This is a genomic window from Variovorax soli, from assembly GCF_031454625.1.
In the GTDB taxonomy this organism is placed as follows: domain Bacteria; phylum Pseudomonadota; class Gammaproteobacteria; order Burkholderiales; family Burkholderiaceae_C; genus Variovorax; species Variovorax soli_A.
The window spans coordinates 588,577-611,488 of record NZ_JAVDRF010000001.1 but is presented as its reverse complement, the minus strand read 5'-3'; the positions used below and the strand labels follow the sequence as shown (position 1 = coordinate 611,488).

At 69.3% G+C, this 22,912-nt stretch carries 25 protein-coding genes; 6 read left to right on the top strand and 19 right to left on the bottom strand.

Annotated features, from left to right (window positions below):
- Positions 1–7 precede the first annotated feature (7 nt).
- Positions 8–967, bottom strand: coding sequence for an MBL fold metallo-hydrolase (locus J2739_RS02980; RefSeq protein ID WP_309898360.1), 960 nt, complete (start codon positions 965–967; stop codon positions 8–10).
- A gap of 124 nt (positions 968–1,091) precedes the next feature.
- Here J2739_RS02980 and J2739_RS02975 point away from each other — a divergent pair, with 124 nt between their 5' ends.
- A complete protein-coding gene (locus tag J2739_RS02975) occupies positions 1,092–1,922 on the top strand; it encodes an IclR family transcriptional regulator (protein ID WP_309898359.1) in 831 nt (276 codons plus the stop codon).
- Between the two features lie 9 nt (positions 1,923–1,931).
- Here J2739_RS02975 and J2739_RS02970 read toward each other — a convergent pair whose 3' ends face one another.
- The 8 genes from J2739_RS02970 to J2739_RS02935 all read right to left on the bottom strand — a co-directional run bounded on the left by J2739_RS02970 (position 1,932) and on the right by J2739_RS02935 (position 7,386).
- On the bottom strand, positions 1,932–2,432 hold the full coding sequence (locus J2739_RS02970) for a GFA family protein (RefSeq protein WP_309898357.1): 501 nt from the start codon (positions 2,430–2,432) through the stop codon (positions 1,932–1,934).
- 46 nt (positions 2,433–2,478) lie between these two features.
- The gene (locus J2739_RS02965) at positions 2,479–2,934 is read right to left on the bottom strand and encodes a YiiD C-terminal domain-containing protein (RefSeq protein ID WP_309898355.1); all 456 of its coding nucleotides are present in this window, start codon (positions 2,932–2,934) and stop codon (positions 2,479–2,481) included.
- Positions 2,931–3,278, bottom strand: coding sequence for a GFA family protein (locus J2739_RS02960; RefSeq protein ID WP_309898353.1), 348 nt, complete (start codon positions 3,276–3,278; stop codon positions 2,931–2,933). The genes J2739_RS02965 and J2739_RS02960 overlap by 4 nt, the downstream gene beginning before the upstream one ends.
- Before the next feature lie 149 nt (positions 3,279–3,427).
- Complete coding sequence (gene pyrF / locus J2739_RS02955; RefSeq protein WP_309898351.1) at positions 3,428–4,252, bottom strand: orotidine-5'-phosphate decarboxylase; 825 nt, start codon at positions 4,250–4,252, stop codon at positions 3,428–3,430.
- Positions 4,253–4,285: 33 nt separating this feature from the next.
- Positions 4,286–5,056 (bottom strand): uracil-DNA glycosylase family protein, encoded by a 771-nt coding sequence (locus J2739_RS02950; protein ID WP_309898349.1) that lies wholly within the window; start codon positions 5,054–5,056, stop codon positions 4,286–4,288.
- A gap of 4 nt (positions 5,057–5,060) precedes the next feature.
- Positions 5,061–5,639 carry a ribosomal protein S18-alanine N-acetyltransferase gene (gene rimI / locus J2739_RS02945; protein WP_309898347.1) on the bottom strand — a complete coding sequence of 193 codons (579 nt, stop codon included), beginning with the start codon at positions 5,637–5,639 and terminating at the stop codon, positions 5,061–5,063.
- A gap of 30 nt (positions 5,640–5,669) precedes the next feature.
- Positions 5,670–6,395: a tRNA (adenosine(37)-N6)-threonylcarbamoyltransferase complex dimerization subunit type 1 TsaB gene (gene tsaB, locus J2739_RS02940; RefSeq protein WP_309898345.1), complete on the bottom strand. Its 726-nt coding sequence runs from the start codon at positions 6,393–6,395 to the stop codon at positions 5,670–5,672.
- Between the two features lie 4 nt (positions 6,396–6,399).
- Positions 6,400–7,386, bottom strand: coding sequence for a DMT family transporter (locus J2739_RS02935; RefSeq protein WP_309898343.1), 987 nt, complete (start codon positions 7,384–7,386; stop codon positions 6,400–6,402).
- 75 nt (positions 7,387–7,461) lie between these two features.
- Between J2739_RS02935 and dacB the strand changes: the two genes are divergently transcribed.
- Positions 7,462–8,892 (top strand): D-alanyl-D-alanine carboxypeptidase/D-alanyl-D-alanine endopeptidase, encoded by a 1,431-nt coding sequence (gene dacB / locus J2739_RS02930; protein WP_309898342.1) that lies wholly within the window; start codon positions 7,462–7,464, stop codon positions 8,890–8,892.
- 133 nt (positions 8,893–9,025) lie between these two features.
- The gene (locus J2739_RS02925) at positions 9,026–10,375 is read left to right on the top strand and encodes a lipase family protein (protein WP_309898341.1); all 1,350 of its coding nucleotides are present in this window, start codon (positions 9,026–9,028) and stop codon (positions 10,373–10,375) included.
- Between the two features lie 71 nt (positions 10,376–10,446).
- Here J2739_RS02925 and J2739_RS02920 read toward each other — a convergent pair whose 3' ends face one another.
- The 3 genes from J2739_RS02920 to purE all read right to left on the bottom strand — a co-directional run bounded on the left by J2739_RS02920 (position 10,447) and on the right by purE (position 13,265).
- Complete coding sequence (locus J2739_RS02920; RefSeq protein ID WP_309898340.1) at positions 10,447–11,451, bottom strand: L-threonylcarbamoyladenylate synthase; 1,005 nt, start codon at positions 11,449–11,451, stop codon at positions 10,447–10,449.
- Positions 11,452–11,461: 10 nt separating this feature from the next.
- Entirely contained in the window at positions 11,462–12,631 is a 1,170-nt protein-coding gene (locus J2739_RS02915; RefSeq protein WP_309898339.1) for a 5-(carboxyamino)imidazole ribonucleotide synthase, read from the bottom strand.
- Positions 12,632–12,722: 91 nt separating this feature from the next.
- Positions 12,723–13,265 (bottom strand): 5-(carboxyamino)imidazole ribonucleotide mutase, encoded by a 543-nt coding sequence (purE, locus tag J2739_RS02910; protein WP_309898338.1) that lies wholly within the window; start codon positions 13,263–13,265, stop codon positions 12,723–12,725.
- 36 nt (positions 13,266–13,301) lie between these two features.
- On the opposite strand from purE, the gene J2739_RS02905 reads away from it, so the two are divergent.
- Together J2739_RS02905 and J2739_RS02900 are read left to right on the top strand one after the other, a co-directional pair.
- On the top strand, positions 13,302–14,222 hold the full coding sequence (locus J2739_RS02905) for a tetratricopeptide repeat protein (RefSeq protein ID WP_309898337.1): 921 nt from the start codon (positions 13,302–13,304) through the stop codon (positions 14,220–14,222).
- 144 nt (positions 14,223–14,366) lie between these two features.
- Positions 14,367–14,807, top strand: coding sequence for an META domain-containing protein (locus J2739_RS02900; protein WP_309898336.1), 441 nt, complete (start codon positions 14,367–14,369; stop codon positions 14,805–14,807).
- A gap of 12 nt (positions 14,808–14,819) precedes the next feature.
- Here J2739_RS02900 and J2739_RS02895 read toward each other — a convergent pair whose 3' ends face one another.
- The 7 genes from J2739_RS02895 to J2739_RS02865 all read right to left on the bottom strand — a co-directional run bounded on the left by J2739_RS02895 (position 14,820) and on the right by J2739_RS02865 (position 22,048).
- The gene (locus tag J2739_RS02895) at positions 14,820–15,473 is read right to left on the bottom strand and encodes a Crp/Fnr family transcriptional regulator (RefSeq protein ID WP_309898334.1); all 654 of its coding nucleotides are present in this window, start codon (positions 15,471–15,473) and stop codon (positions 14,820–14,822) included.
- Positions 15,474–15,561: 88 nt separating this feature from the next.
- The gene (locus tag J2739_RS02890; RefSeq protein WP_309898332.1) at positions 15,562–16,227 is read right to left on the bottom strand and encodes a helix-turn-helix transcriptional regulator; all 666 of its coding nucleotides are present in this window, start codon (positions 16,225–16,227) and stop codon (positions 15,562–15,564) included.
- Between the two features lie 116 nt (positions 16,228–16,343).
- Complete coding sequence (locus tag J2739_RS02885; protein WP_309898330.1) at positions 16,344–17,249, bottom strand: phosphoribosylaminoimidazolesuccinocarboxamide synthase; 906 nt, start codon at positions 17,247–17,249, stop codon at positions 16,344–16,346.
- Between the two features lie 96 nt (positions 17,250–17,345).
- On the bottom strand, positions 17,346–18,410 hold the full coding sequence (fba, locus tag J2739_RS02880) for a class II fructose-bisphosphate aldolase (protein WP_309898328.1): 1,065 nt from the start codon (positions 18,408–18,410) through the stop codon (positions 17,346–17,348).
- A 100-nt stretch (positions 18,411–18,510) separates the two neighbouring features.
- Positions 18,511–19,959, bottom strand: coding sequence for a pyruvate kinase (pyk, locus tag J2739_RS02875; RefSeq protein ID WP_309898326.1), 1,449 nt, complete (start codon positions 19,957–19,959; stop codon positions 18,511–18,513).
- A 97-nt stretch (positions 19,960–20,056) separates the two neighbouring features.
- Positions 20,057–21,250 carry a phosphoglycerate kinase gene (locus tag J2739_RS02870; protein ID WP_309898324.1) on the bottom strand — a complete coding sequence of 398 codons (1,194 nt, stop codon included), beginning with the start codon at positions 21,248–21,250 and terminating at the stop codon, positions 20,057–20,059.
- 105 nt (positions 21,251–21,355) lie between these two features.
- Positions 21,356–22,048 (bottom strand): LysR substrate-binding domain-containing protein, encoded by a 693-nt coding sequence (locus J2739_RS02865; RefSeq protein WP_309898322.1) that lies wholly within the window; start codon positions 22,046–22,048, stop codon positions 21,356–21,358.
- Positions 22,049–22,065: 17 nt separating this feature from the next.
- Between J2739_RS02865 and J2739_RS02860 the strand changes: the two genes are divergently transcribed.
- Positions 22,066–22,686, top strand: a complete 621-nt coding sequence (locus tag J2739_RS02860) for a hypothetical protein (protein ID WP_309898320.1) — start codon at positions 22,066–22,068, stop codon at positions 22,684–22,686.
- Positions 22,687–22,912 lie beyond the last annotated feature (226 nt).

The following is a 22,912-nucleotide window of genomic DNA, read 5'->3' as shown; positions in this document are numbered from 1 at the left end:
TTTGCCGTCAGCCTTCCAGCGTCTTCCACATCTCGACGTCGCGCTCGGCGGTCCAGATGCGCGGATCGGCATGCTGGGTGACCTCGTCATAGCAGCGCGTCACGTCGAAGGGCATGCAGTGGTCGAAGATCACCCAGTGCCCGTACTTGGGCTTGAGCGCGGCGAAGGTGTCCTTGTAGACAGCGTTCAGGTCCTTGCCGGCGGCCACGCCCTTCTGCACGCTGGCGTACACGTCGGCGATGAAGTCGCGCGTGCCCGCAAGGCCCTTTGCCACCTGTTCAGGGGTGGTCAACGCGGCGCCGCGGCCCGGCACCAGCGCCTTGGGTTGCAGCGCGGCGAGGTTGTCCAGCGTCTTGGGCCAGTCCTTGAAGTAGGCGTCGCCGGCATAGGGCGTGGCGTCGAACTCGACCAGGTCACCCGACAGCAGGGTTCGCTCTTCGGGCAGCCAGACCACCGTGTCGCCCTTGGTGTGGCCGCGGCCGAGCTGCAGCAACTGCACTTCCAGCTTGCCCAGCCAGAGCGTCATCTTGCCGGTGAAGGTCAGGGTCGGCCAGGTCAGGCCCGCAGGAACGGACTCGACGTTCTGGAACAGCCGCGGGAAGCGGCCGATCTCGCTCGCCTTGTCCTGCTCGCCGCGCTCGACGATCAGGTCGCGCGTGTCCTGGCTGGCCAGGATGTGCTGAGCCCCATAGGCGCTGGCGCCCAGCACGCGCACCGCATGGTAATGCGTGAGCACCACGTACCGGATGGGCTTGTCGGTCACCTCCCGGATGCGGCGGATCACGTCGGCGGCCATTGCCGGGGTGGCCTGGGTGTCGGCCACCAGGACGCAGTCGTCGCCGATGACGATGCCGGTGTTCGGGTCGCCCTCGGCGGTGTAGGCCCAGGCGTGCTCGGAGATCTGACTGAAGGTGACCTTCTTCTCTTCCAGGTCGGCCTGGCTGGCAAAGGTCTTGGTCTGGCTCATCGGGGTCTCCTTTTGGAATTTGACTAAACCGAATAGGTTTGCATTGAACAAACGCCGCGCAGTGTAGTGCGGGATTCAGTTAATGTCTAATGCTTTCCACATGAACGAACGAGGGAATGCATTCATGGCGACAGACATCGACAACGGCGATCGCGCGCAGCGCGGCATCCAGAGCATCGAAGTGGGCGGCCAGCTGTTGCGCGCCCTGGTGCACCACGGCCGGCCGATGGCGTTGAAGGACCTCGCGCGCGAGGCCGAGATGTCGCCCGCCAAGGCGCATCCCTACCTGGTCAGTTTCAGCCGGCTGGGGCTGATCGAGCAGGACCGCTCCAGCGGACACTATCTGCTCGGCCCGCTGGCCTTGCAACTGGGGCTGATCAGCCTGCAGCAGGCCGATCCGGTGCACGTCGCCACACCGCTGCTGGCCGTGCTGGCGCAGGAGATCGGCCACACCACCGCCCTCGCGGTGTGGGGCGACCGCGGCGCCACCATCGTGCGGGTGGCCGAGTCGCCGGCCGCACTGCATGTGAGCATGCGCCACGGCACGGTGTTCTCGCTGACCAGCACGGCCTCGGGCCGGCTGTTCGGTGCCTACCTGCCGCCCGAGGAGGTCAAGCGCATGCTGGAAAAGGAGCGCCGCCGCGAGAAGAGCAGCGCCCGGCCCGAGCGCCACGTGGGCATGCCGCCCGCGCCGCCGCTGCCGGACTGGAAGCACTTCGAGGCCCAGCTGCACGCGGTGCGCGAGCACGGCATGAGCCGCTCGGAAGGCGAGATCGTGCCCGGCGTGAGCGCGATGTCGGCGCCGGTGTTCGACCACACGGGCGCGATCGCGCTGGCGATCACGGCGATCGGGCCCACGGCGGTCTTCGACACCGGCTGGGACGGGCTGGTCGCGCAGGCGCTGAAGCGCTGCGCGGGCGAGGTCTCGCAGCGGCTTGGGGCGGCGCAGCGCTGAGCCCGGCGGTCAACTCCCCGCTGCGGCGCGCGCGGCCCTCAAGGCGCGGGCGCGTTCCAGGCTCTCGGCCGGCCAGTGCTCGCTGCTGCGGTAGTACTCGGGCACCGCCGGGATGTCCGGCGACAGCTGCACCCACGGCTGCTTGGACATCGTGAAGATGTGGATGTCGGGCGGCAGGCGATCCGGCAGGTCGAGCGTGCCCACGCGCACGAAGCACACGGCCTCGCCGGCGCCGGCGTAGTGGCTCCACAGCGCGATGCGGCAGTGCGGGCAACGGGCGATCTTCTGGCCCTTGCCGCTCAGCGAAGGCGTGGGCACCAGCTCGACTTCGCCCTGAACCCGCTGCAGCCGGTCGGCCTCGATCATGGCGTTGAGCGCGAAGGCGCTGCCGGTCTCGCGCTGGCACCAGCGGCAATGGCAACAGTGAACGAACAGCGGCCGCGTCATCATGCGGTAGCGCACGGCGCCGCAGGTGCAGCCGCCCTCGAGCGGGAAAGGGTCGGTCGTCATGGTCGTCCTACTGTGGCGCAGCGGCCGACGGAAGGCAACGGCGGCTTCAGGCCGCCGATGCGCCCAGCGCCACGAATTCGCCTTCGAGGCGGCCGACCTCGCGGCCCTCCTGCTCCAGCACCGCTTCGACCGCGATGCGGCCCCGCCCCTTGCGCGTCAGCATGCGCAGGAAGGCCGGCCAGGTCCGCACCTCCTCAGGGATGAAGGATCGCGCCGTGAAGTCCCCGGTGATGGGCAGCCCATAGTCCATGCTGTTGCGCTGGATCACCAGCCGGCTCGCGATGCCGGCGCGCTGAAGCCGGGTGTGCAGCAGCGACCAGGCAGCGAGGATGGCCACTGCGGAGGCGCTGCCGCCGAACACCGTCTCGCGGTGATTGATGTTGGGCGCCAGAGGTGCCCCGAGCACCACGGCCGCATCGTCGGCCATCAGCACGCTCACCTGCATGGCCTTCGACAGCGGGATGTGTGCGTGCAGATAGGCCTCGAGCTCGGGAGGGCTCACTTCGAGCGCCCGTCGAAATGCTGCACAGGCACCGATTCGAGATCGATGCCCTCGAGGCACCGGATGTTGATGGCCGCCATCTTGTTGCCCTTCGGGTCGGTGCCCTCGCCGAAGGGATGGATGCCGCAGACCGGGCAGAAGCGGTGCGAGATCACGTGCTTGTTGAACATGTAGGTGCTCATGTCCTCGGGCGGGGTCTTGAGCGCGAGCTTGTCGTGCGGCACGAACCACATCAGCGAGCCCTTGCGCTGACAGATCGAGCAATTGCATGCCATCGCACTCTGGATCTCGCCCTCGACCTCGAAAGCGATGCGGCCGCAGTGGCAGCTGCCTTGGTATTTCATCGGAGTCTCCGTTGGAAATGCGGGAGCTCAGTATGGCAGCGCCTCGTATGGCCCTCTCTTCTTCGGCATTGGCTGCGCCTTCCTGGCCGGTGATTTGCTCGCGCTTTGCCGCGGGAACCGCGACGACGAATGAGCGGCGAGGCGAGCGGTCAGTGCTTGGCTTGCTCGAGGCGGTCGCGCGTACGAATCGCCTCGTCCCTGGCGGCCTGGGCGAAGTCATCGCCGCCCGACGCGTAACAAATGGCGCGAGAGGAATTGACCACGATCGGCGCATCGGCCCGCCAGCCAGCGCGCACGGTGGCCACCGCGTCGCCCCCCTGGGCGCCGACGCCCGGGATCAGCAGCGGCACGGTCGGGGCCAGTGCGCGCACGCGCTCGATCTCGGCCGGGTAGGTGGCGCCGACCACCAGGCCCAGCTGGCCGTTCAGGTTCCATGGGCCCTGGGCCAGCTTCGCGATGTGTTCATACAGGAAAGGCTGGCCTTCCACGCCCGCGAGGCGCTGGGCCTGCAGGTCGTCGCCGCCGGGATTGCTGGTGCGGCACAGCAGGAAGGCTCCCTTGCCTTCGTGGCGCAGATAGGGCTCGACCGAATCGAAGCCCATGAAGGGCGAGAGCGTGACCGCATCCGCGCCGTAGCGCTCGAAGGCCTCGCGTGCGTACTGCTCGGCGGTAGAACCGATGTCGCCGCGCTTGGCATCGAGGATGACGGGCACCTGCGGTGCGTTGCGGCGCAGGTGCTCCATGAGCTTCTCGAGCTGGTCTTCGGCGCGGTAAGCGGCGAAGTAGGCGATCTGCGGCTTGAAAGCGATCACCAGGTCGGCCGTTGCATCGACGATGGCGGCGCAGAAGTCATAGATCTTGCCGGCGTCGCCCTTCAGGCGGGCGGGAAACTTGGCGGGCTCGGGGTCGAGGCCCACGCACAGCAGCGAGCCGTTGCGGCGCTCGGCGGCGCGCAGCTTGTCCAGGAAGATCATGGGGCGGAATTCTAGGCGCGCCCCCCGGCCCGTTCAGTTCGGAGACGGCAACTGCGCGGCGGCCAGGCACAGGTCGGCCCAGGCGCGCGCCTTGTCGGCCGGATTGCGCAGCAGGTAGGCCGGGTGGTAGGTCACGATCACCGGCACGTCCTCCCAGCCCGGCGTGGCGATGCGCACCGGCGAGCCGCGCAGCCTGCCGAGCGGCTCGGCGCTCTGCAGCAGGCTCTGAGCGGCCAGCGGCCCCATGGCCAGCACCACCTGCGCGGCCGGCGCCGCTTCGGCAAAGCCGTCGGCGATGGGGCGCGGGCTGCCGGGCTGGCCCGAGGCCACGCCACGGTGCGTGCGCATCAGGTGCACGGGCACGGCGCCGCCCTGCAGCTGGAGCGCGCGCAGCATGGCCTCGAACAGGCGTCCGGCCTCGCCGGCGAAGGGCTCGCCATGGCGGCCATCGAGCTCGGGCGGCATGTCGGCCACGATCAGCCAGCCGCCACCTGCAGCTTCGGGGCCGTAGAGAAGGCGCGGCGCATCGATCAGCACGCTGGCCGACGAGGGCGCTGCGGAGGGACGGGATGCGACCGGCGGCGCGGGCACCGGCTTCGGCGCGGCCACTGGTGCAGCTGCGGCGCGTGCCGGCGCAGGCTCGGCGGCCGCTTGGCCGGACACGATGGAGGGCGCAGGCGCATCCGGCGCCATCGTCGCTTCGAGGGGCGGTGCGGCAGGCGCCGCAGCCGGCCAGAACAGCTTGATGCCCATCTCCTCGAGCATCGCGCGTTGGCGCGCGTCCAGATTCAGCGTGCCTTCCATGTCTTTACTTCAAGCCTCCCCAGGCACTGTTCGATTCGTTCAGCCGCAGGCTCATCACCACCGCGTCCTCGCGGGCATTGCCCTCGGCCGGGTAGTAGCCCTTGCGCACGCCCACGCGCCGGAAGCCCTGGCGCTCGTAGATGGACATTGCCCGCAGATTGCTCGCGCGCACCTCGAGCCAGAGCCACTGCGCGTTCTGGCCGCGGGACCAGCCCGACAGCGCCTCCAGCATCAGCGGCGCCCAGCCTTGGCCCTGGAATGCCGGCGCCACGGTGATGTTGAGCAGATGCACTTCGTCGACACCCTTCATGGCGACGAAATAGCCGATCAGCGTCTCGCTGCCCGCCTGCGCCACCGGCCGGCCCCAGAGCCCGCGCGGCCGCCGCGCCGGCACCACCTCGTCCGACGCCGAGGCGGGCGCCACGAGGCATTGACAGTGGTAGCCGGCGACCAGCGAGTCGCTGAAGTTGGCCGGCGTCCAGGGGTGGGTGTAGGCGCTGCGCTCGATGGCGCACACGGCCGGGATCCGCTCGACCGTGATCGGTTCGAGGCGGGCCTCACGCGGCTGCAGGACGGCGCTCATGGGAATGAAGGTTGGGCCCTCTCCAGGACCTCACGCGGCGGGTGATTCACGTATTGACAGCCCCTCGTTTTGTGCCGCCTTGTGGGCGGCGCGTTCTTGCGTGGTTTGTGCGACTTTATCGCGAACATACAACGGCCACGCGAGCGCCGGCGCGACGGCCCCGCCGGCAGCGAGCAATTCAGGGGCCAGCCTCAGGATCGCCTCGGCGCCGGGCAGCGCCTCGTACCGAGCCACCCCAGGCGGCAGGCGCTCGCCGTAGGCGGCGAAGACGTTGCCGGCGAGCGCCCAGCCCGGTGGCACCTGCACTTGTTCGGGGGCCAGAAGCCGCGGCTCGGCGTCGCTCCGTGTGGGCTGGTCGAAGTCGTAGTTCGCGGCATAAAGCTCGTCCATGCGCGCATCGAGCAGCGCGACCACGCGCAGGGGGCCGAAGCGGTGGCGCGCCTCTTCGGCCACCGCGTGCAAGGTGTCGACCGGCAACAGCGGCACACCGGCGCCGAAGCCCAGCCCCTGCGCGACCGAGCAGGCAGTGCGCAGGCCGGTGAAGGAGCCGGGTCCGCGGCCGAAGGCGATGGCGTCGAGTTCGGCCATCGCCACGCCGGCTTCGGCCAGCAACTCCTGGATCAGCGGAATCAGGCTGCTCGACGCCTGCGCGCCGCCGGGCCCGCTGCGCGAGAACACGCGGTCACCGCGACGCACCGCCACCGACAGCGCCTCGGTGCTGGTGTCGAAGGCCAGGAGCTTCGGTTCTGCCGGCATCCCGTCACCCTCGCGCGACGGCGACGGGCGCCACGCCGCCGGTGCGCATGCGTTGCACGCCGAACAGGATGCCTGCGGTAACGAACAACAGTCCGGCGATCAGGTTCCAGTGCAGCGGCTCGCCCAGGAAGAACACGGCGCCGAGCGCCGACAGGCCCGGCACCAACGCGGTGATCATGGTGGAGCGCACCGGTCCGAAGTACTGGATCATGCGGGTGAAGGTGATGCCCGAGATCACGACCGAGCCGATCCCCTGGAACAGCATCTGGAAGCCGATTTCGCCGAGCGGCGCGCTGGCCAGCCGACTCGTCACCGCGCCGAGGCCAGCCAGCAGCGCATAGGCCGGCACGTAGGCGAGGAAGGCGAACACGGTGATCGCGATGGTGGCACGCACGGCCTCGAGCCCGTGGCACCGCACCGTCACGCTGTAGCAGGCCCAGCAGAAGGCAGCGCTCATGAACAGCAGATCGCCTTTCCAGATCTGCCCGCCCTCGAAAGCGTGCAGCAGGCTGGCGCCGCCGACCAGCAGGTCGCCCAGAACGATCAGTGCAAGGCCGAATATGCGCCCCGGCGTCAGACGGTCGCGCAGCACCAGGGCCGCGAGCACCGCCGTCCACAGCGGCAGGCTGCCCGGCATCAGCACCGAGGCATGGGTCGCCGGCGCGTAGAAGAAGCCGCTGTAGGCGAGAAGGGCATAGCAAAGGCCGCCGAAAACGCCTGCCACCACCGTGGCTCGCAGCGGGACTGGCGACAGGCCGAAGAGCGAGCCCTGCGCCGGATCGCTGCGGCGTGCCCGCGCGACCAGCCAGGCGCCCCAGGGCACCAGCACCAGGCTGGCGCCGCAGATGCGCGCGAAGGCGATATCGAAGGGCGTCAACGAGCGGCCGGCGGAGGCCCGCGCGATGACGATGAAGGCAGTCCAGACCAGGACGGTGACGATCGCCGCGCCGATGCCGAGGGTGCGGGAGGAAAAACGGGGAACGGCGGGCATCGCACGATTATCCCGGGCCGGTCATGTACCGCGCTGCCCGAGGCCTATGAGACCACGGCTCGGGATAATCGCGCCATGTCTCCCGCCCCGAAGCCCCTGGTGCAGCGCGCCGCCCGCCTGTTCTTGCTGCTTGCCGCGCTGGCTTCGGCGCCCGCCCTGTCCCAAATGCTGCCGCCCGAGGTGGAGGCCGCACTGGCCCGCGCCCGCCTGCCGCGCGAAGCCGTCACCATGCTGGTGGCCGATGCCGATGCGGTGCGCCCCCCGCGGCTGGCCTGGCGCACGCAGGTGCCGATGAATCCGGCCTCCGTCATGAAGCTGGTCACCACCTACGCGGCGCTCGACCTGCTGGGGCCGGCCTTCACCTGGACCACGCCGGTGTATGTCGACGGCCCCGTCCGCGACGGCGTGCTGGCCGGCAACCTCTACATCCAGGGGCAGGGCGACCCGAAGCTGGTGCTGGAGCGCCTGTGGCTGCTGCTGCGGCGGGTGCAGGGGCTGGGCATCCACACGATCGCCGGCGACATCGTGCTGGACCGCAGCGCCTTCGACGTGGCCGACATCGATCCGGCCGCGTTCGACGGCGAGGGCCAGCGGCCCTACAACGCCTCGCCCGACGCGCTGCTGATCAATTTCAAATCGGTCGTCATGACCTTCCAGCCGAAGCGCGACGAGCAGACGGCGCAGGTCAATTTCGAGCCCTTCCTGAGCGGCGTGGCCACGCAGTCCGCGGTGCCGCTTTCGGCCTGCGAGTGCGGCGACTGGCGCGCCGCGCTGGCGCCCGCCTTTGGCGATCCGGCGCGCATCGGCTTCGCCGGCAGTTATCCCGCCGCCTGCGGCGAGAAAACCTGGGCGGTGGCCTATGCGGAGCCGCGCAGCTATGCGCTGCGGGCGATCGGCGGCATGTGGGCCGAAATGGGCGCGACGCTCAAGGGCCAAGTGCGCGAAGGCGCGGTGCCGGCAAGCCTCGCACCGGCCTTCGCGTTCGAGTCGCCGCCGCTGGCCGAGGTGGTGCGCGACATCAACAAGTACAGCAACAACGTGATGGCGCAGCAGCTGTTTCTCACGCTCGGGCTGCAGCAGAGGCGGCGCGGCACGCTGGAGGGCGCACGCGCCGCGCTGCGCCAGTGGTGGAACGACCGCATCGGCACCGGGGAAGGCCAGCCGGTGTTCGACAATGGCTCGGGGTTGTCGCGCGAGGCGCGCATCAGCGCCGCGGCGCTCGCCAGGATGCTGCAGGTGGCCTGGCGTTCGCCGCTGATGCCCGAACTGGTCGCCTCGCTGCCGGCCATGGGCGTGGACGGCACGCTTCGCAAGCGCACGCTGCGCTCCGGCGGCGCGGCCCACCTGAAGACAGGCAGCCTGCGCGACGCGGCGGCCATCGCGGGCTATGTGCATGGCGCCAGCGGCCGGCGCTGGGTGGTGGTCGCGATCGCGAACCACGGCAGCGCGGGCGCCGCGCGGCCCGCCTTCGATGCGCTGGTCGACTGGGCGGCTCAGGACAACTGAGCACTCGTCGCCCAGGTGACTGGACGCCGCAGCGGCTGCGGGTTTCCCTTGTCTTGCTTCGGAGAGGGGCGGCCTAGGATCGTGCGCCTCTCGCCTCTCTCTCTTTACGTTCAAAACAGCAACGGAGATACGCATGAATCGTCTGCACCTTCTAAGCGCCGTCGTGGCGGCCGGCCTGCTCACCGCCTGCGGAGGAGGCGGCGATGGCGGCGGCTTTGCCTTCATCGGCGCCGGCACCGGCACCACCGGCCCCGGCACTGGCGCGCTGCAGGAGCCGGCTGTCATCGTGACCACGCTGACCACGGCGCAGATCGACGGCGGCAGCGCCCGGAGCGGCCTGCAGGCGCTCAGCGGCAAGGCCAAGTGCGACGTCAACGTGATCTCGCTCAACTACAGCACCGCCGGCCCCAAGGGCGAGGTGACCAACGCCTCCGGCGTGCTGCTGATGCCGGCGGGGACATGCGCCAACGCGGCGCCGCTGGTGGCCTACGCCAAGGGCACCGATGTGCAGAAGCCGCGCACGCTGGTCAATCCGAACGACCCCGAGACCTTCCTGCTGACCGCGATGTACGCCGCCCAGGGCTACGCGGTGGTGGCGACCGACTACCTGGGCTACGCCAAGTCCACGTTCCCCTACCACCCCTACCTGCATGCCGACTCGGAAGCGCGCACGGTGCTCGACTCGGTGCGGGCCGCCCGCGCCGCGGCGGTCAGCGCGGGCGGCTCGCTGTCGGGCAAGGTGATGTTCACCGGCTACTCGCAGGGCGGCCATTCGTCGATGGCGGCGCACCGCGCCGCCGAGCGCGACAACGCCTCGGAATTCAACGTGGTGGCCGGCGCGCACCTGGCCGGCCCGTATAACCTGTCGGGCTCCTTCAAGCTGACGCAGGCGATCGCGGGCTACCAGTTCTTCGTGCCCTTCATGGTCACGTCCTGGCAGAAGGTGTACGGCGACATTTACAGCGACGTGAACACGGTCTTCAAGCAGCCCTATGCGGGCTACATCGAGAACCTGCTGCCGAGCCCGACGCTGAACTACACCACGCTGGTGACCAGCGGCAGCCTGCCCGGGGCCAACGGCGAGACGCCCAACCAGGCGCGCGATGCGCTGTTCCAGAGCGCCTTCCTCGCCGATGTGCAGACCAACCCCAACAACGCGCTGTTCCTGGACGCCAAGAAGAACGACCTGCTGGGCTGGAGCCCGCGCGCCAAGACGCTGCTGTGCGGGGGCGCCGGCGACCCCACCGTGCCGCCGGCCGTGCACATGCTGCCGGCAAAGGCGGATTTCGACGCGCGCGGCGTGACGACGGTCACCACCGTGGACGTGGACGCGCAGATCCAGGCGACCTATGGCCCCGGCGGCAAGGCGCCGACCGATCCGACGACAGCGGCCTATGCCACCTATTTCGGCGCCTACCACGGCACCTACGAGCCGCCCTTCTGCCACGTGCGGGCCAGGGCGCTGTTCGATTCCGTGAAGTAAGCGCCGCGGCGCGCGCTCAGTACCTTCGCCCCGGCTGCGCTACCAGCCCCTTCGGACGGCCGCGCGGAGGCTCAGGCTGCAGCAGCGCGCTGCAACCGATCGCGCACGCCTTCCCATTCGGGGCCGGCCGGCGGGGTCTCGACCCAGATCAGCTTGGCGCCTTCGGCATCGAAGGCGCGCAACACGGCGAACAGCTGCCGGGCGGCGGCCGCGGGGTCGTCGGGCATGCGCCGCAGCACCACGCGCTGGGAGCGGCTCTTGAGCGGGCTGCGCGACCACACGGCCAGGTGCGCGGCATTGGCGCCCAGCAGGTCGAGGCCGGTCTGCAGCGCCTTGGCCTCCATCAGCCGCAGCTTGGCGCTCGGTGCGTAATGCGCCTCGAGTGTGCCTGAGGCGCGCGGGTCGGGCGCTTGGAGTTCATGCCTGTCGCGCAGCGATTCGCCGCAGGCCGCCTCGATCTGCGTGCGGGTGATCGCGCCGGGGCGCAGCAGCACCGGCAGGCCGCGGCTGCAGTCGACGATGGTCGATTCGATGCCCACTTCGCACGGGCCGCCGTCGATCACCAGCAGTTCGTCGCCGAATTCCTGCTGGACATGCTGGGCGGTCGTCGGGCTCACCCGGCCGAAGCGGTTGGCGCTGGGCCCCGCCACACCGGCCACGCCCTGCTCGGCACAAGCCACGAGCAGCGCCTGCGCCACCGGATGGGCCGGGCAGCGCAAGCCGATGGTGTCCTGCCCGCCCGCCGCGGCCGCGGCGACGCCGGGCTGGCGCGTGACGATGAGGGTCAACGGCCCGGGCCAGAAGGCCTGCACCAGCTTCTGCGCGAAGGGCGGCAGCGGCTGGGCGAAGCGCGACAGCGCCTCGGTGCCCTTGATGCCGGCTGCCACGTGGACGATCAGCGGATGGTTGCTCGGCCGGCCCTTGGCCGAGAAGATGCCGGCCACGGCGTCGTCGCGGCTCGCGTCGGCACCCAGGCCGTAGACGGTCTCCGTCGGGAAAGCGACCAGGCCGCCGGCGCGCAGCACGCGCGCGGCTTCCTGGATGGCATCGGGCGAGCGACCGTCGCGAACTGTCATCGCGCCGGGCCTATTCGGAGAGCGGGATGGGCAGGCCCAGCAGGGCGGCGGCAAAGTCGGCCGTGCCGCGAACCGTGTCGATGTGGTCGCCCGTGATGGTGAGGTGCCCCATCTTGCGGCCGCGGCGCGCCTCGGTCTTGCCGTAGAGGTGCAGGTGCGCGCCGGGCAGCGCGAGCACGTCGGCCCAGCGCGGCTCGACCGCCTTCGGGCCGTCGTCGGGGAACCACAGGTCGCCCAGCAGATTCAGCATCAGCGCGGGGCTGTGCTGGCGCGGCGGATTGAGTGGCAGGCCGGCGAGAGTGCGCACCTGCAGCTCGAACTGAGAGACGTCGCAGGCATCCAGGGTCCAGTGGCCGCTGTTGTGGGGGCGTGGCGCCATCTCGTTGACCACCAGGGCACCGTCTGCCAGCACGAAGAACTCGACGCACAGCACACCCACGTACTGGAGGCCTTCCGCGATGGCGACGGCCGATTCGACGGCCAGCCGGGCGGTCGCCTCGGGCACGTTGTCCGGATGCACCTCGGTCACTGCGAGGATGCCTCCGCGATGCAGGTTGCGCTGCGGCGGGTAGTGCACGACCTGGCCGTCCTGGCCGCGCGCGACGATCACGGAGCATTCGTAGTGCAGCGGCAGCAGCTTCTCGAGCACGCACGGCACCTGGCCGGCGCTGTCCCAGGCCGCGGCCAGCTCTTCACGGGTGTTCACACGCTGCTGGCCCTTGCCGTCGTAGCCCAGGCGCGCGGTCTTCAGGATGCCCGGCAGCAGATTGGCCGGAACCAGCACGACCTGCTCGGCCGATTCGATGACCGCGTAGGGCGCGCAGTCCACGCCGCAGCCGACGAAGTGGCTCTTTTCGCGGATGCGGTCTTGCGCGATCGCCACCGCCGCGGCCGCAGGGCGCACCGGCCGGGCCACCGCGAGGTGCTCCAGCGACGGCGCGGGCACGTTCTCGAACTCGGTGGTGATGGCATCGGCCAGCCCCGCGAGCCGCGCGAGGCCGTCGACGTCCGTGTAGTCGGTGTGGATGTGATGATGGCTGACCCGCCCGGCGGGACTGTCGGCATCGGGGTCGAGCACCGCGACCAGATAGCCCATGCGCTGGGCCGCGTGCGCGAACATGCGGCCCAGTTGGCCACCGCCCACCACGCCGAGCGTGGCGCCGGGCAGGATAGCGCTCATGAGAGTTCCCTCCCCAGGCTCGTCACTTCGTGTGCTTCGCGCATCCCTTCCTGAGGGAGCGGGCGGGCGCCTTCGGGCGGACGGGCGGCGCTCACAGCGCGCCCCCGCCCTGGGGCGAGAAGGGCGACACGGCCGGCGCCTCGGGCGGCGGCAGCGTCATGGATTGCGCGGCCTCGGTCTGCTTCGCGCGAAAGTCTTCGAGCCGCTCGCGCAGCGCCGGATCGGCCACGGCCAGCATCGCGACCGCGAACAGGGCTGCGTTGGCCGCGCCGGCGTTGCCGATGGCGAAGGTCGCGACGGGCACGCCCTTGGGCATCTGCACGATGCTGTAGAGCGAATCCACGCCGTGCAGGTGGCGGCTCGCGACCGGCACGCCGAGCACCGGCACCGTGGTCTTGGCCGCCAGCATGCCTGGCAGGTGGGCCGCCCCGCCCGCCCCGGCGATGATCGCCGACAGGCCGCGCCGGGCGGCGCCCTCGGCGTAGGCGAACAGTTCGTCGGGCATGCGGTGGGCCGAGACCACCCGCGCCTCGTGGGCGATGCCGAATTGCTGGAGAATCTCGACCGCGTTGCGCATCGTCTCCCAATCGGAGTTCGAGCCCATCACCACGCCGACCTGTATGGCTTGCTTCATGGTTTCAATTTTACGTTTCACCCTCAGCTTCCCGCGATGATCGACATCACCCTCGAAAACTTTCAGACCGAGCTGATCGACGGCTCGATGACCACCCCGGTGCTGCTCGACATCTGGGCCGAGTGGTGCGGGCCGTGCAAGCAGCTCGGGCCGGTGCTCGAAAAGCTCGAAGTCGAGTATGGCGGGCGCTTCAGGCTGGCCAAGCTCGACGCCGACAAGGTGCCGCAGATCTCGCAGCAGCTGAGCCAGATGTTCGGCGTGCGCAGCATCCCGTTTTGCGTGATGTTCAAGGACGGCCAGCCCGTCGACGGCTTCGTCGGCGCGATTCCTGCCGACCAGATCCGCGCTTTCCTCGACAAGCACGTGCCCGGCGAGGACGAGCTCGAGGCCGCCGAGCACGAAGAGGCCGCGCAGGACGCGCTGGCCGAGGGCGACACCGAAGGCGCGCTGGAGCGGCTGCAGCATGCGGTCGCCGCCGACCCGGCCAATGACGACGCGCGCTTCGACTACGTCAAGCTGCTGCTCCAGCAGGGCCGCATCGACGATGCCAAGGTCGCGTTCGCGCCGGTGATCGCCAAGGCGCCGGCGGTGCGCCGCTTCGACGCGCTGCAGCGCTGGATGGATGCGATCGACTTCGCGGCGCCGGCCACCGGCGCGGCACCGACCATCGCGGACACGGAATCGCGCATCACCGCCGACAAGCGCAACTTCCAGGCCCGCTTCGACCGGGCGCGCCTGCTGATGGCCGCGCAGCGCTGGACCGAGGCAATGGACGAGCTGCTCGACATCCTGATGCGCGACAAGAGCTGGAACGAGGAACTGGCGCGCAAGACCTACATCGCCGTCCTCGAGATCATCGAGCCGCCCCGGCCCAAGGTGGCGGACGGCCAGATCCCGCCGGACGACCCGACGGTCGCGACCTATCGGCGCCGGCTCAGCAGCGTGGTGTTGAGCTAGCGCCTTCGGACCTCATCTCAAAAGTGAGCGCAGGCTTACCCGCCGCACCCGACGTGCAAGCGAAGGGTCTGGGGACATTGGCGCGCTGAACGGGCTCGCATACGATGTGCGGGTTTCGATATGTTGCAAAGGACAAGTCCGGTCATGCGCTTCTTCTTCTTGACGACCGCCCTGCTCGCGTCCCTGCTGGCGAGCGGTTGCGGCAGTGGCATCCCCCTGGACGAGCCGATCGAAGGGCCGATCTGGCAACTGGAGCAGCTGGGCAGCGAGCTGATCGAGCCAAGCAGCGACCCGCGGCGCAATGCCCAGATCCAATTCGACCGCAGCAGCGGGCGGGTAAGCGGCTCGGGCGGCTGCAATCGCGTCACCGGCACCTACGAGCGCAGCGGCAGCACGCTGCGGCTGCACCAGCTGGGCGCGACGCGCATGGCCTGCCCGAACGAGGCCAGCACCATCAACGAAACCCAGTTCTTCGCCGCGCTGCAGTCCACCGCCAGCTACCGGCTGCAAGGGACGTCGAAGCTTTCGCTGCTGGACGCCAGCGGACGAACGGTGGCGACGCTCAGCAACGTCGGAGCACGTTGAGCGGCGCTCGGCTCACCATTTGGCCGGCAGAGGCTTGAGCACGGCAAGCCGCGCTCCTTGCACCGCCACGTAGCCGCCGCTCTCCAGGTCCTTCAGCAGCCGGCTCACCATCTCGCGCGAACATCCGATTTCGCTGGCCATGGCCTGGTGGGTCAGCCGCTCCATCTGCCGGCCGCCATCGGGCAGCGGTTGCGAGCGATCCTCCAGCAGCGCTTTCAGTCGGCTGTAGACGTCGAGCAGGGCCATGCTCCGGGCGCTCTCGGTGGCCAGTCTCGCGCGCCGGATCAGCCGCATGATCAGCTCGCGCGACAGCTCCGGATCGAGCGCCAGGTGACGCAGCATGGTCTCGCGTGTCACCACGACGCACACCGTCGGCACGACCGCCTGAACGCTGGCCGAGCGCGGGCCGCCATCGAGCGACATCTCGCCCACGTACTCGCCCGGTCCGTGCAGGCCGAGCGTGACCTCCCGGCCGCGGGAATCGGAGACGAAGGCACGCAGCCGGCCCGAGAGCACGATGTAGACCGAGCCGCCCTGGTCGCCCTCCTCGATCAGCATGGCATGCGTCCGGTAGCGTCGCTGCACGCCGAGCGCCGCGAGTTTCCGCAGCGGCGGCGGCAACTCGGCGAGGGGGTCGGCGCAGGGTGCAGCGGGCGTCGGCAGCATGCGCGGACTATACGGCCCGCACCGCCTCCGACGCGATCCGCTGGCGCGGCAGGCGGCGCCGGCGTGCGCGCGCGCCGTCACGGCTTCTTCAGTCCTGCCCCACCAGCCGCAGCGACGACACGATCTGCGGCATGCGCGACAGCTCGCGAACGATTTCGCGGACGCTGCCGCGCCCGGTCTTCTGCCGCACGTTCTTGATGTGGGTGCGCACGGTGGAGACGCGAATGCCCTGCTCGCAGGCGATCTCCTGGGCACCACGGCCCGCGCACAGCTGCGTCAGCACCGCCTGCTCGGCCGGCGTCAGGCGCTTGGCACGGGCGAACATCTGCACCGTGAGGGTCTCGCAGTTGGAGCGCCGGCTGCAGATGATCAGCACTGCATCGACCGCTGCGCCGCCGTACGGCACGGCCAGCGGGACGAAGGCCAGCGAGAGCGTCCCGCCTTCGGGGTCGAACTCCACGATGCTGCGGCAGTCGCGCTCCGCATCCTTCAGGGCCTGGCGCAGCTTGGCCTGCCAGGCAGGCTGCGCCGCCGACAGCACGCCCTCGACATCCCGCAGCGCGCGGCCGCCCACGAGCTCGCGCCGCCCCGGCTGGTTGGCATGCAGGATGCGGCCGCCGAGGTCGACCAGCAGCAGGCCATGGTCCATCTCATCGAGCACGCGCGCGAGCAGGCCGGCTTGCAGTGAATCGGCGGCGGACGCGTCGGCGCGCGCTTCGCGGGCTCGGGCGGGCAGTTCGGCAATCGCATTCATGGCACTTGTCCTCATCCGTTGGAATGAGGACAAGTGTGCGAAACCGTGGCTTCACCGGGCGGGGACTATTGCCGGCTGACTTGTGATCTATTCACGTCCGGCGGCCAAGGGGCCGTTCAGCCGGTCAGCCGCTGCAGCGCTTCGCGGTACTTCGCGGCCGTCTTCTCGATGACCTCGGCAGGTAGCCGTGGCGCGGGCGGCGTCTTGTCCCAGGGCTTGCCGTTGACCTTGACGCCCTCCAGCCAGTCGCGCACGAACTGCTTGTCGTAGCTCGGCGGGTTGGCACCGGCGGCAAGCGCCGCCTGGTAGCCCTCGACCGGCCAGTAGCGCGAGCTGTCGGGGGTCAGCACTTCATCCATCAGGACCAGGGTGCCAGCCTCGTCGAGGCCGAACTCGAACTTCGTGTCGGCAATGATCATGCCCTTGGCCAGCGCGATGGCGGCGGCCGTCTCGTAGATTGCGATGCTGGTGTCGCGGATCTGCTGCGCGAGCGCGGGCCCGACCACTTCGACGACGCGCTCGTAGCTGATGTTCTCGTCATGCGCCCCGGCGGCCGCCTTGGCCGCGGGCGTGAAGATCGGCCGCGGCAGTTGGCTCGCATTGCCCAGCCCCTCGGGCAGCGGCACGCCGCAGACGGAACGGCTCTCCTGGTATTCCTTCCAGCCGCTGCCCGCGAGATAGCCGCGCACCACCGCCTCCACCGGAATCGGCTTGAGACGCTTGACGAGCATCGAGCGGTCGCGGACCTGGGGCACCTCGGCGGCCGTCACCACGCTCTCGGGTGCTTCGCCGGTCAGGTGGTTGGGGCACAGGTGCCCCAGCCGGTCGAACCACCACAGTGCCATCTGCGTCAGAATCACGCCCTTGCCCGGGATCGGCTCACCCATGATCACATCGAAGGCCGAGAGGCGGTCGCTCGCGACCATGAGAATGCGGTCCTCGCCGACCGCGTAGTTGTCTCGCACCTTGCCGCGCGCGAGCAGGGGCAGGCTCTGGATGGAGGAAGTGTGGACGGTGGTCATGGCGGGTGGTGGAACAGCGGAAACGGGGGAACGACCGAGATTGTGCGCGCAGAAAAAAGCCACCGCGAAGGTGGCTTCGGCAGGAACGTCGCGAACTCAGACCACTTCTTGCGCGAGCTCGCCCTTGGCGTACTTGGCGGCCACGACCTGCAGGGTATCGCCCTTGATCTTGGCGCCCTGGCCTTCGCAGCCGAACTCGATGTAGCGCTGTTTGCAGATCTGCTTGGCGGCCTCGCGCGCGGGCTTGAGCCATTCGCGGGCATCGAACTTCTCGGGGTTCTCGGCCATGAACTTGCGCACCGCGCCGGTCATCGCCAGCCGGATGTCGGTGTCGATGTTGATCTTGCGCACGCCGTACTTGATGGCTTCCTGGATCTCCTCGACCGGCACGCCGTAGGTTTCCTTCATGTTGCCGCCGAACTGGCGAATGATCGCCAGCAGGTCCTGCGGCACGGACGAGGAGCCGTGCATCACCAGGTGGGTGTTCGGGATGCGGCGGTGGATTTCCTTGATGCGGTCGATCGCCAGGATGTCGCCGGTGGGCTTGCGGGTGAACTTGTAGGCGCCGTGGCTGGTGCCGATGGCGATGGCCAGCGCATCGAGCTGGGTCTTCTTGACGAAGTCCGCGGCCTGTTCCGGATCGGTCAGCAGCTGTTCGCGCGTCATGGTCGCATCGGTGCCGTGGCCGTCTTCCTTGTCGCCCTTCATGGTCTCGAGGGAGCCGAGGCAACCCAGCTCGCCCTCGACCGTGACGCCGACCTTGTGGGCCATGTCCACTACCTTGCGGGTGACGTCGACGTTGTAGTCGTAGCTGGCGATGGTCTTGCCGTCGGCCTCGAGCGAGCCATCCATCATGACCGAGGAGAAGCCCAGGTTGATCGCGCCCTGGCACACGTCGGGGCTCTGGCCGTGGTCCTGGTGCATCACCAGCGGAACGCTCGGATAGGCCTCGATGGCCGCAAGGATCAGGTGCTTGATGAAGGGCTCGCCCGCGTATTTGCGCGCGCCGGCACTGGCCTGCAGGATCACCGGTGCGCCGGTTTCCTTGGCCGCTTCCATCACGGCCTGGACCTGTTCCAGGTTGTTCACGTTGAATGCCGGAATGCCGTAGCCATTGGCTGCGGCGTGGTCGAGCAGTTCGCGCATCGAGACAAGTGCCATGGGTATACCTCGCGGGGGAAATTAAGAAGGAAAAACTACCGCGATTCTACTGAGCACCCCTGTCGGACAGGGCTGACGCTCCGTTCGAGGGCGCTGCGCCTCAGCCGACTCGGCAGATCTTCAGCATGTTGGTGCCGCCCGGCGCGCCCATGGGCTCGCCGCAGGTGATGGCGTAGATGTCGCCCGTCTGCACGATGCCGCGCTTCTTGAGATGGGCTTCGGCCTGCAGCAGCGCGGTGTCGCGATCGCTTTCCGCGTCCATGAGGAGCGGGCGCACGTTGCGGTAGAGCGCCATCTTGCGCTGCGTGGCCAGGCGCGAGGTCAAGGCGTACATCGGGATGTGCGCGCGGTGACGGCTCATCCACAGCGGCGTGGAGCCCGACTCGGTCAGTGCGACGATCGCCTTGGCGCCGAGGTGGTGAGCGGTGAAGAGCGCGCCCATGGCGATCGACTGGTCGATGCGGCTGTATGCCTGGCCGCTGAAGTCGGCGTCCAGCTGCAGGTCCTCCGCGGCTTCGGCGGCCTCGCAGATGCGGCTCATCTCCTGCACCGTCTCCAGCGGATAGCGGCCCGAGGCGGTTTCGGCCGAGAGCATCACCGCGTCGGTGCCGTCGAGCACCGCGTTGGCAACGTCGCTGACTTCGGCGCGGGTGGGCACCGGGTTGCTGATCATCGACTCCATCATCTGCGTCGCGGTGATGACCACCTTGTCCATCTCGCGCGCCATGCGGATCATCTTCTTCTGCAGCGCCGGCACGGCGGCGTTGCCCACCTCGACCGCGAGATCGCCGCGCGCGACCATGATGCCGTCGCTGGCGCGCAGGATCTCCTCCAGCTTCGGGATCGCCTCGGCGCGCTCGATCTTGGCGATCAGCCCCGGCTTGTGGCCGAACTCGGCCGCCGCCACGTTGCACAGCTGGCGCGCCATTTCCATGTCGGTGGCGTTCTTGGGGAAGCTCACGGCCACGTAGTCGGCCTGGAAGCTCATGGCGGTCTTGATGTCCTCCATGTCCTTGGCCGTCAGCGCCGGCGCCGTGAGGCCGCCGCCCTGCTTGTTGATGCCCTTGTTGTTCGAGAGCTCGCCGCCCAGCCGCACCGTCGTGTGCACCGCCTCGCCCTTGACGGCGTCGACCGTCAGCACGATCAGCCCGTCATTCAACAGCAGGCTGTCGCCCGCTTTCACGTCGCGCGGCAGGTCCTTGTAATCCAGGCCGACGGCGGCAATGTCACCCAGCTCGGCGCGCGCCCCATCGAGAACGAACTTCGCGCCCGGCTCCAGCCACACCTTGCCTTCGGCGAACTTGCCGACCCGGATCTTCGGGCCCTGCAGGTCGGCCATGATCGCCACCTCGCGGCCCGCCTTGCGCGCCGCCTCGCGCACCATGGCGGCTCGGCTGATGTGATCCTGTGCCGTGCCGTGGCTGAAATTGAGGCGCACCACGCTGACCTTGTGATGGATCATCTGCTCGAGCAGCTCGGGCGTGCTCGAGGCCGGACCGAGCGTGGCGACGATCTTGGTGGCGTGGCGAGGTGGGCGGGTCGTGCTCATGCTGCGGGGTCTCCGATTTTGTATTCCGTACTGTATACACTTTGCGGGGCGGGCGATAGCCCCCGGCGTGATTTCCGGTGCGCCCCGCGCGCCGGGCTCAGCCCGCCGCTCTTTTTTCGAGGATCTCGAACGCCGGCAGGGTCTTGCCCTCCAGCACTTCGAGGAAGGCGCCGCCGCCGGTCGAGATGTAGCCGACCCGGTCTTCGATGCCGTACTTGGCGATCGCCGCCAGAGTGTCGCCGCCGCCGGCGATCGAGAAGGCGCTGCTCGCCGCGATGGCACGCGCGATCGCCTCCGTCCCCTTGGAGAAGGCATCGAACTCGAACACGCCGACGGGGCCGTTCCACACGATGGTGCCGGCCTCGCGCAGCTGCGCGGCCAGGATCTCCGCGGTTCTGGGGCCGATGTCGAGGATGAGGTCGTCCTCGGCCACCGCGTTCGCGTCCTTCACCGTGGCGGGTGCGTCGGCGGCAAAGGTCTTGGCGGTGACCACGTCGACCGGGATCGGCACCGCGGCGCCGCGCGCGCGCATGGCCTCGATCACGGCCTGGGCCTGGTCCCGCAGGTCGGGCTCGGCCAGCGACTTCCCGATCGGCAGGCCGGACGCGAGCATGAAGGTGTTGGCGATGCCGCCGCCGACGATGAGCTGATCGACCTTGTCGGCCAGGCTCTTCAGAATGGTGAGCTTGGTGCTGACCTTGGAGCCCGCGACGATCGCCACCAGCGGGCGCTTCGGATGCGCCAGGGCCTGGGTGATGGCATCGATCTCGGCCGCCAGCAGCGGGCCGGCGCAGGCGATCCGGGCATATTGGGCGATGCCGTAGGTGGTGGCCTCGGCGCGGTGCGCCGTGCCGAAAGCGTCGTTGACGTAGATGTCTGTCAGTGCGGCGAGCTTGCGTGAGAGCGCCTCGTCGTTCTTCTTCTCGCCCTTGTTGAGGCGGCAGTTCTCCAGCAGCACGACCTGGCCCGGCGCGACCTGCACGCTGTCGACCCAGTTCGACACCAGCGGCACCTCGCGGCCCAGCAGCTCGCCCAGGCGCCTGGCGACCGGCGCCAGCGAATCCTCGGGCTTGAACTGGCCCTCGGTGGGGCGGCCGAGGTGCGAGGTCACCATCACTGCCGCGCCTGCATCCAGCGCTTGCCGGATGCAGGGCACCGACGCGCGGATGCGCGTGTCTTCGGTGATGTTGCCGGCATCGTCCTGCGGCACGTTGAGGTCGGCTCGGATGAACACGCGCTGGCCGGCGACTTTGCCTTGCGCTGCGAGGTCGGTGAATCGAAGGACGTTCATGGGTAGGAGCGGCAGGATGGAGACGAGCGAGATGCCCGGAAAGGTCGCGAAGCGCGATTGTAGGTTTGGCCGCGGGGCGCTCTGTATCCGCCCGCAAGCGCCTGCTCAAGGCTTGTGCGCGAAGCGCTCCAGGATCTGCACGAATCCCGCCGCCGCCGGCGACAACGAGCGCCGTGCCGCGGCGTACACGCAGACCTCGCGATGGAAATCGGGTTGGTCCAGCTTGACCATGTGCAAGCCATGGGCGCGGACCAGCGAGGCGGCATAGGTCGGGCAGACCGTGAGGCCCAGTTCCGAGGCCACCATGCCGAGCGCGGTGGTCATGTACGACACCTCCTGCGTCGAGGACCGCATCAGGAAGGCGCGCGCGTCGGCCTCCAGCTCGGGCAGCACGCGTTGGCGCAAGTCGCGCGTCGGCGCGATGAAGGTGAAGGGGGCGAGTTCGCTCCAACGCACCTTGCGCCGGCGCGCGAAGACGTGGTCGGCCGGGCAGATCAGCCAGTGCCGGTCGCGCAACAGGGTGCGGCGCGCGACTGCGCCGGCGTCCACGTCCATGTCCTGCCCCACTGCCAGCTCAGCCTCGCCCGAGGCGAGGCCTGCCAGCAGGTGCTCGAGCAGGGTGTCGGCCAGCCGCACCTCGATGTCCGGATAGCGAGCCCGGTAGGCGGCGATCACCCGCGGCATTAGCGTGCAGGCCATCAGCTGCGGCGCGGCCAGGCGCAGCAGGCCGCGCTTCTGGTCGCGCAGCTCGGTCACGCCGGCCACGGCACCTGCCAGGTCGGCGAGCAAACGTTGCACCAGCGCGGCATCTGCTGATGGGGCTCAACTCGCGCTACGTGGGCAACGACACGGTGCTGCTGACGGAGCGTGCGATCCAGGACCTGGGTGCGGGCGTTCAATTCCTGCGCGGCCTGGGCTTCGAGAAGGTGGTGCTGATCGGCAATTCCAGCGGCGCGGCGCTCGCCATCTTCTACCGGGCCCAGGCCAAGCTCACGGCCCATCGGTTCCCCGACGGAGACCCCACGCACCTGCACCCGGATGACCTGCCGCCGGCATGCGGCATCGCCTTGTGCGCGGCGCACCAGGGCCGCTCGAAGCTGATGCGCGACTGGATCGATCCTTCCGTCATCGACGAGCACGACCCGCTCTCGGCAGACCTTGCGCTCGACATGTATGGCGCGCGCCACCGCGTGCCCTACAGCGCTGAATTCCTGGCCCGCTTCAGGGCCGCGCAGCAGGCCCGCCTCGACCGGCTGAAGTCCTGGGCGCTGGAGCGGCTGCGCCTGCTGCGCAGCACGCGCGGCGCGTGGATGAAGGCAGGCGGCCGCCGCATTCGCAATGTCGACATCGTCGGCGGCAACCACTACCTTGCCGGCCAAGCCGAGCTGGTGCCGCGCGCGGCCGACGCGATCGCCGAATGGGCCAACGCGCTCTGAGCAAACAGAAACCGCCATGCGCCACGCGACCAGCGCCAGAAGGCAGGACGTGCGAAGAATCTCCCTCCTTCCAACGTCTCTTTCAAGGCTCGGCAGGGGGTGGCTGGGCTTATCGCAGGGCGGGGCATGATCGTCGAACCGCCCCAGCACTTCGCGCGCAAAATGCGCAATAGCAGGGCCGCGGCCCTCCTGTCGCAGCGAGGTTTCATTGGCCGAGTCAGATACT

What these genes read in the sequence shown, in the direction of transcription:
- J2739_RS02980 (WP_309898360.1), bottom strand. Translation starts at nt 967, where the DNA reads ATGAGCCAGACCAAGACCTTTGCCAGCCAGGCCGACCTGGAAGAGAAG.
- J2739_RS02975 (WP_309898359.1), top strand. Translation starts at nt 1,092, where the DNA reads ATGGCGACAGACATCGACAACGGCGATCGCGCGCAGCGCGGCATCCAG.
- J2739_RS02970 (WP_309898357.1), bottom strand. Translation starts at nt 2,432, where the DNA reads ATGACGACCGACCCTTTCCCGCTCGAGGGCGGCTGCACCTGCGGCGCC.
- J2739_RS02960 (WP_309898353.1), bottom strand. Translation starts at nt 3,278, where the DNA reads ATGAAATACCAAGGCAGCTGCCACTGCGGCCGCATCGCTTTCGAGGTC.
- pyrF (WP_309898351.1), bottom strand. Translation starts at nt 4,252, where the DNA reads ATGATCTTCCTGGACAAGCTGCGCGCCGCCGAGCGCCGCAACGGCTCG.
- J2739_RS02950 (WP_309898349.1), bottom strand. Translation starts at nt 5,056, where the DNA reads ATGGAAGGCACGCTGAATCTGGACGCGCGCCAACGCGCGATGCTCGAG.
- rimI (WP_309898347.1), bottom strand. Translation starts at nt 5,639, where the DNA reads ATGAGCGCCGTCCTGCAGCCGCGTGAGGCCCGCCTCGAACCGATCACG.
- tsaB (WP_309898345.1), bottom strand. Translation starts at nt 6,395, where the DNA reads ATGCCGGCAGAACCGAAGCTCCTGGCCTTCGACACCAGCACCGAGGCG.
- J2739_RS02935 (WP_309898343.1), bottom strand. Translation starts at nt 7,386, where the DNA reads ATGCCCGCCGTTCCCCGTTTTTCCTCCCGCACCCTCGGCATCGGCGCG.
- dacB (WP_309898342.1), top strand. Translation starts at nt 7,462, where the DNA reads ATGTCTCCCGCCCCGAAGCCCCTGGTGCAGCGCGCCGCCCGCCTGTTC.
- J2739_RS02925 (WP_309898341.1), top strand. Translation starts at nt 9,026, where the DNA reads ATGAATCGTCTGCACCTTCTAAGCGCCGTCGTGGCGGCCGGCCTGCTC.
- J2739_RS02920 (WP_309898340.1), bottom strand. Translation starts at nt 11,451, where the DNA reads ATGACAGTTCGCGACGGTCGCTCGCCCGATGCCATCCAGGAAGCCGCG.
- J2739_RS02915 (WP_309898339.1), bottom strand. Translation starts at nt 12,631, where the DNA reads ATGAGCGCTATCCTGCCCGGCGCCACGCTCGGCGTGGTGGGCGGTGGC.
- purE (WP_309898338.1), bottom strand. Translation starts at nt 13,265, where the DNA reads ATGAAGCAAGCCATACAGGTCGGCGTGGTGATGGGCTCGAACTCCGAT.
- J2739_RS02905 (WP_309898337.1), top strand. Translation starts at nt 13,302, where the DNA reads ATGATCGACATCACCCTCGAAAACTTTCAGACCGAGCTGATCGACGGC.
- J2739_RS02900 (WP_309898336.1), top strand. Translation starts at nt 14,367, where the DNA reads ATGCGCTTCTTCTTCTTGACGACCGCCCTGCTCGCGTCCCTGCTGGCG.
- J2739_RS02895 (WP_309898334.1), bottom strand. Translation starts at nt 15,473, where the DNA reads ATGCTGCCGACGCCCGCTGCACCCTGCGCCGACCCCCTCGCCGAGTTG.
- J2739_RS02890 (WP_309898332.1), bottom strand. Translation starts at nt 16,227, where the DNA reads ATGAATGCGATTGCCGAACTGCCCGCCCGAGCCCGCGAAGCGCGCGCC.
- J2739_RS02885 (WP_309898330.1), bottom strand. Translation starts at nt 17,249, where the DNA reads ATGACCACCGTCCACACTTCCTCCATCCAGAGCCTGCCCCTGCTCGCG.
- fba (WP_309898328.1), bottom strand. Translation starts at nt 18,410, where the DNA reads ATGGCACTTGTCTCGATGCGCGAACTGCTCGACCACGCCGCAGCCAAT.
- pyk (WP_309898326.1), bottom strand. Translation starts at nt 19,959, where the DNA reads ATGAGCACGACCCGCCCACCTCGCCACGCCACCAAGATCGTCGCCACG.
- J2739_RS02870 (WP_309898324.1), bottom strand. Translation starts at nt 21,250, where the DNA reads ATGAACGTCCTTCGATTCACCGACCTCGCAGCGCAAGGCAAAGTCGCC.
- J2739_RS02860 (WP_309898320.1), top strand. Translation starts at nt 22,066, where the DNA reads ATGGGGCTCAACTCGCGCTACGTGGGCAACGACACGGTGCTGCTGACG.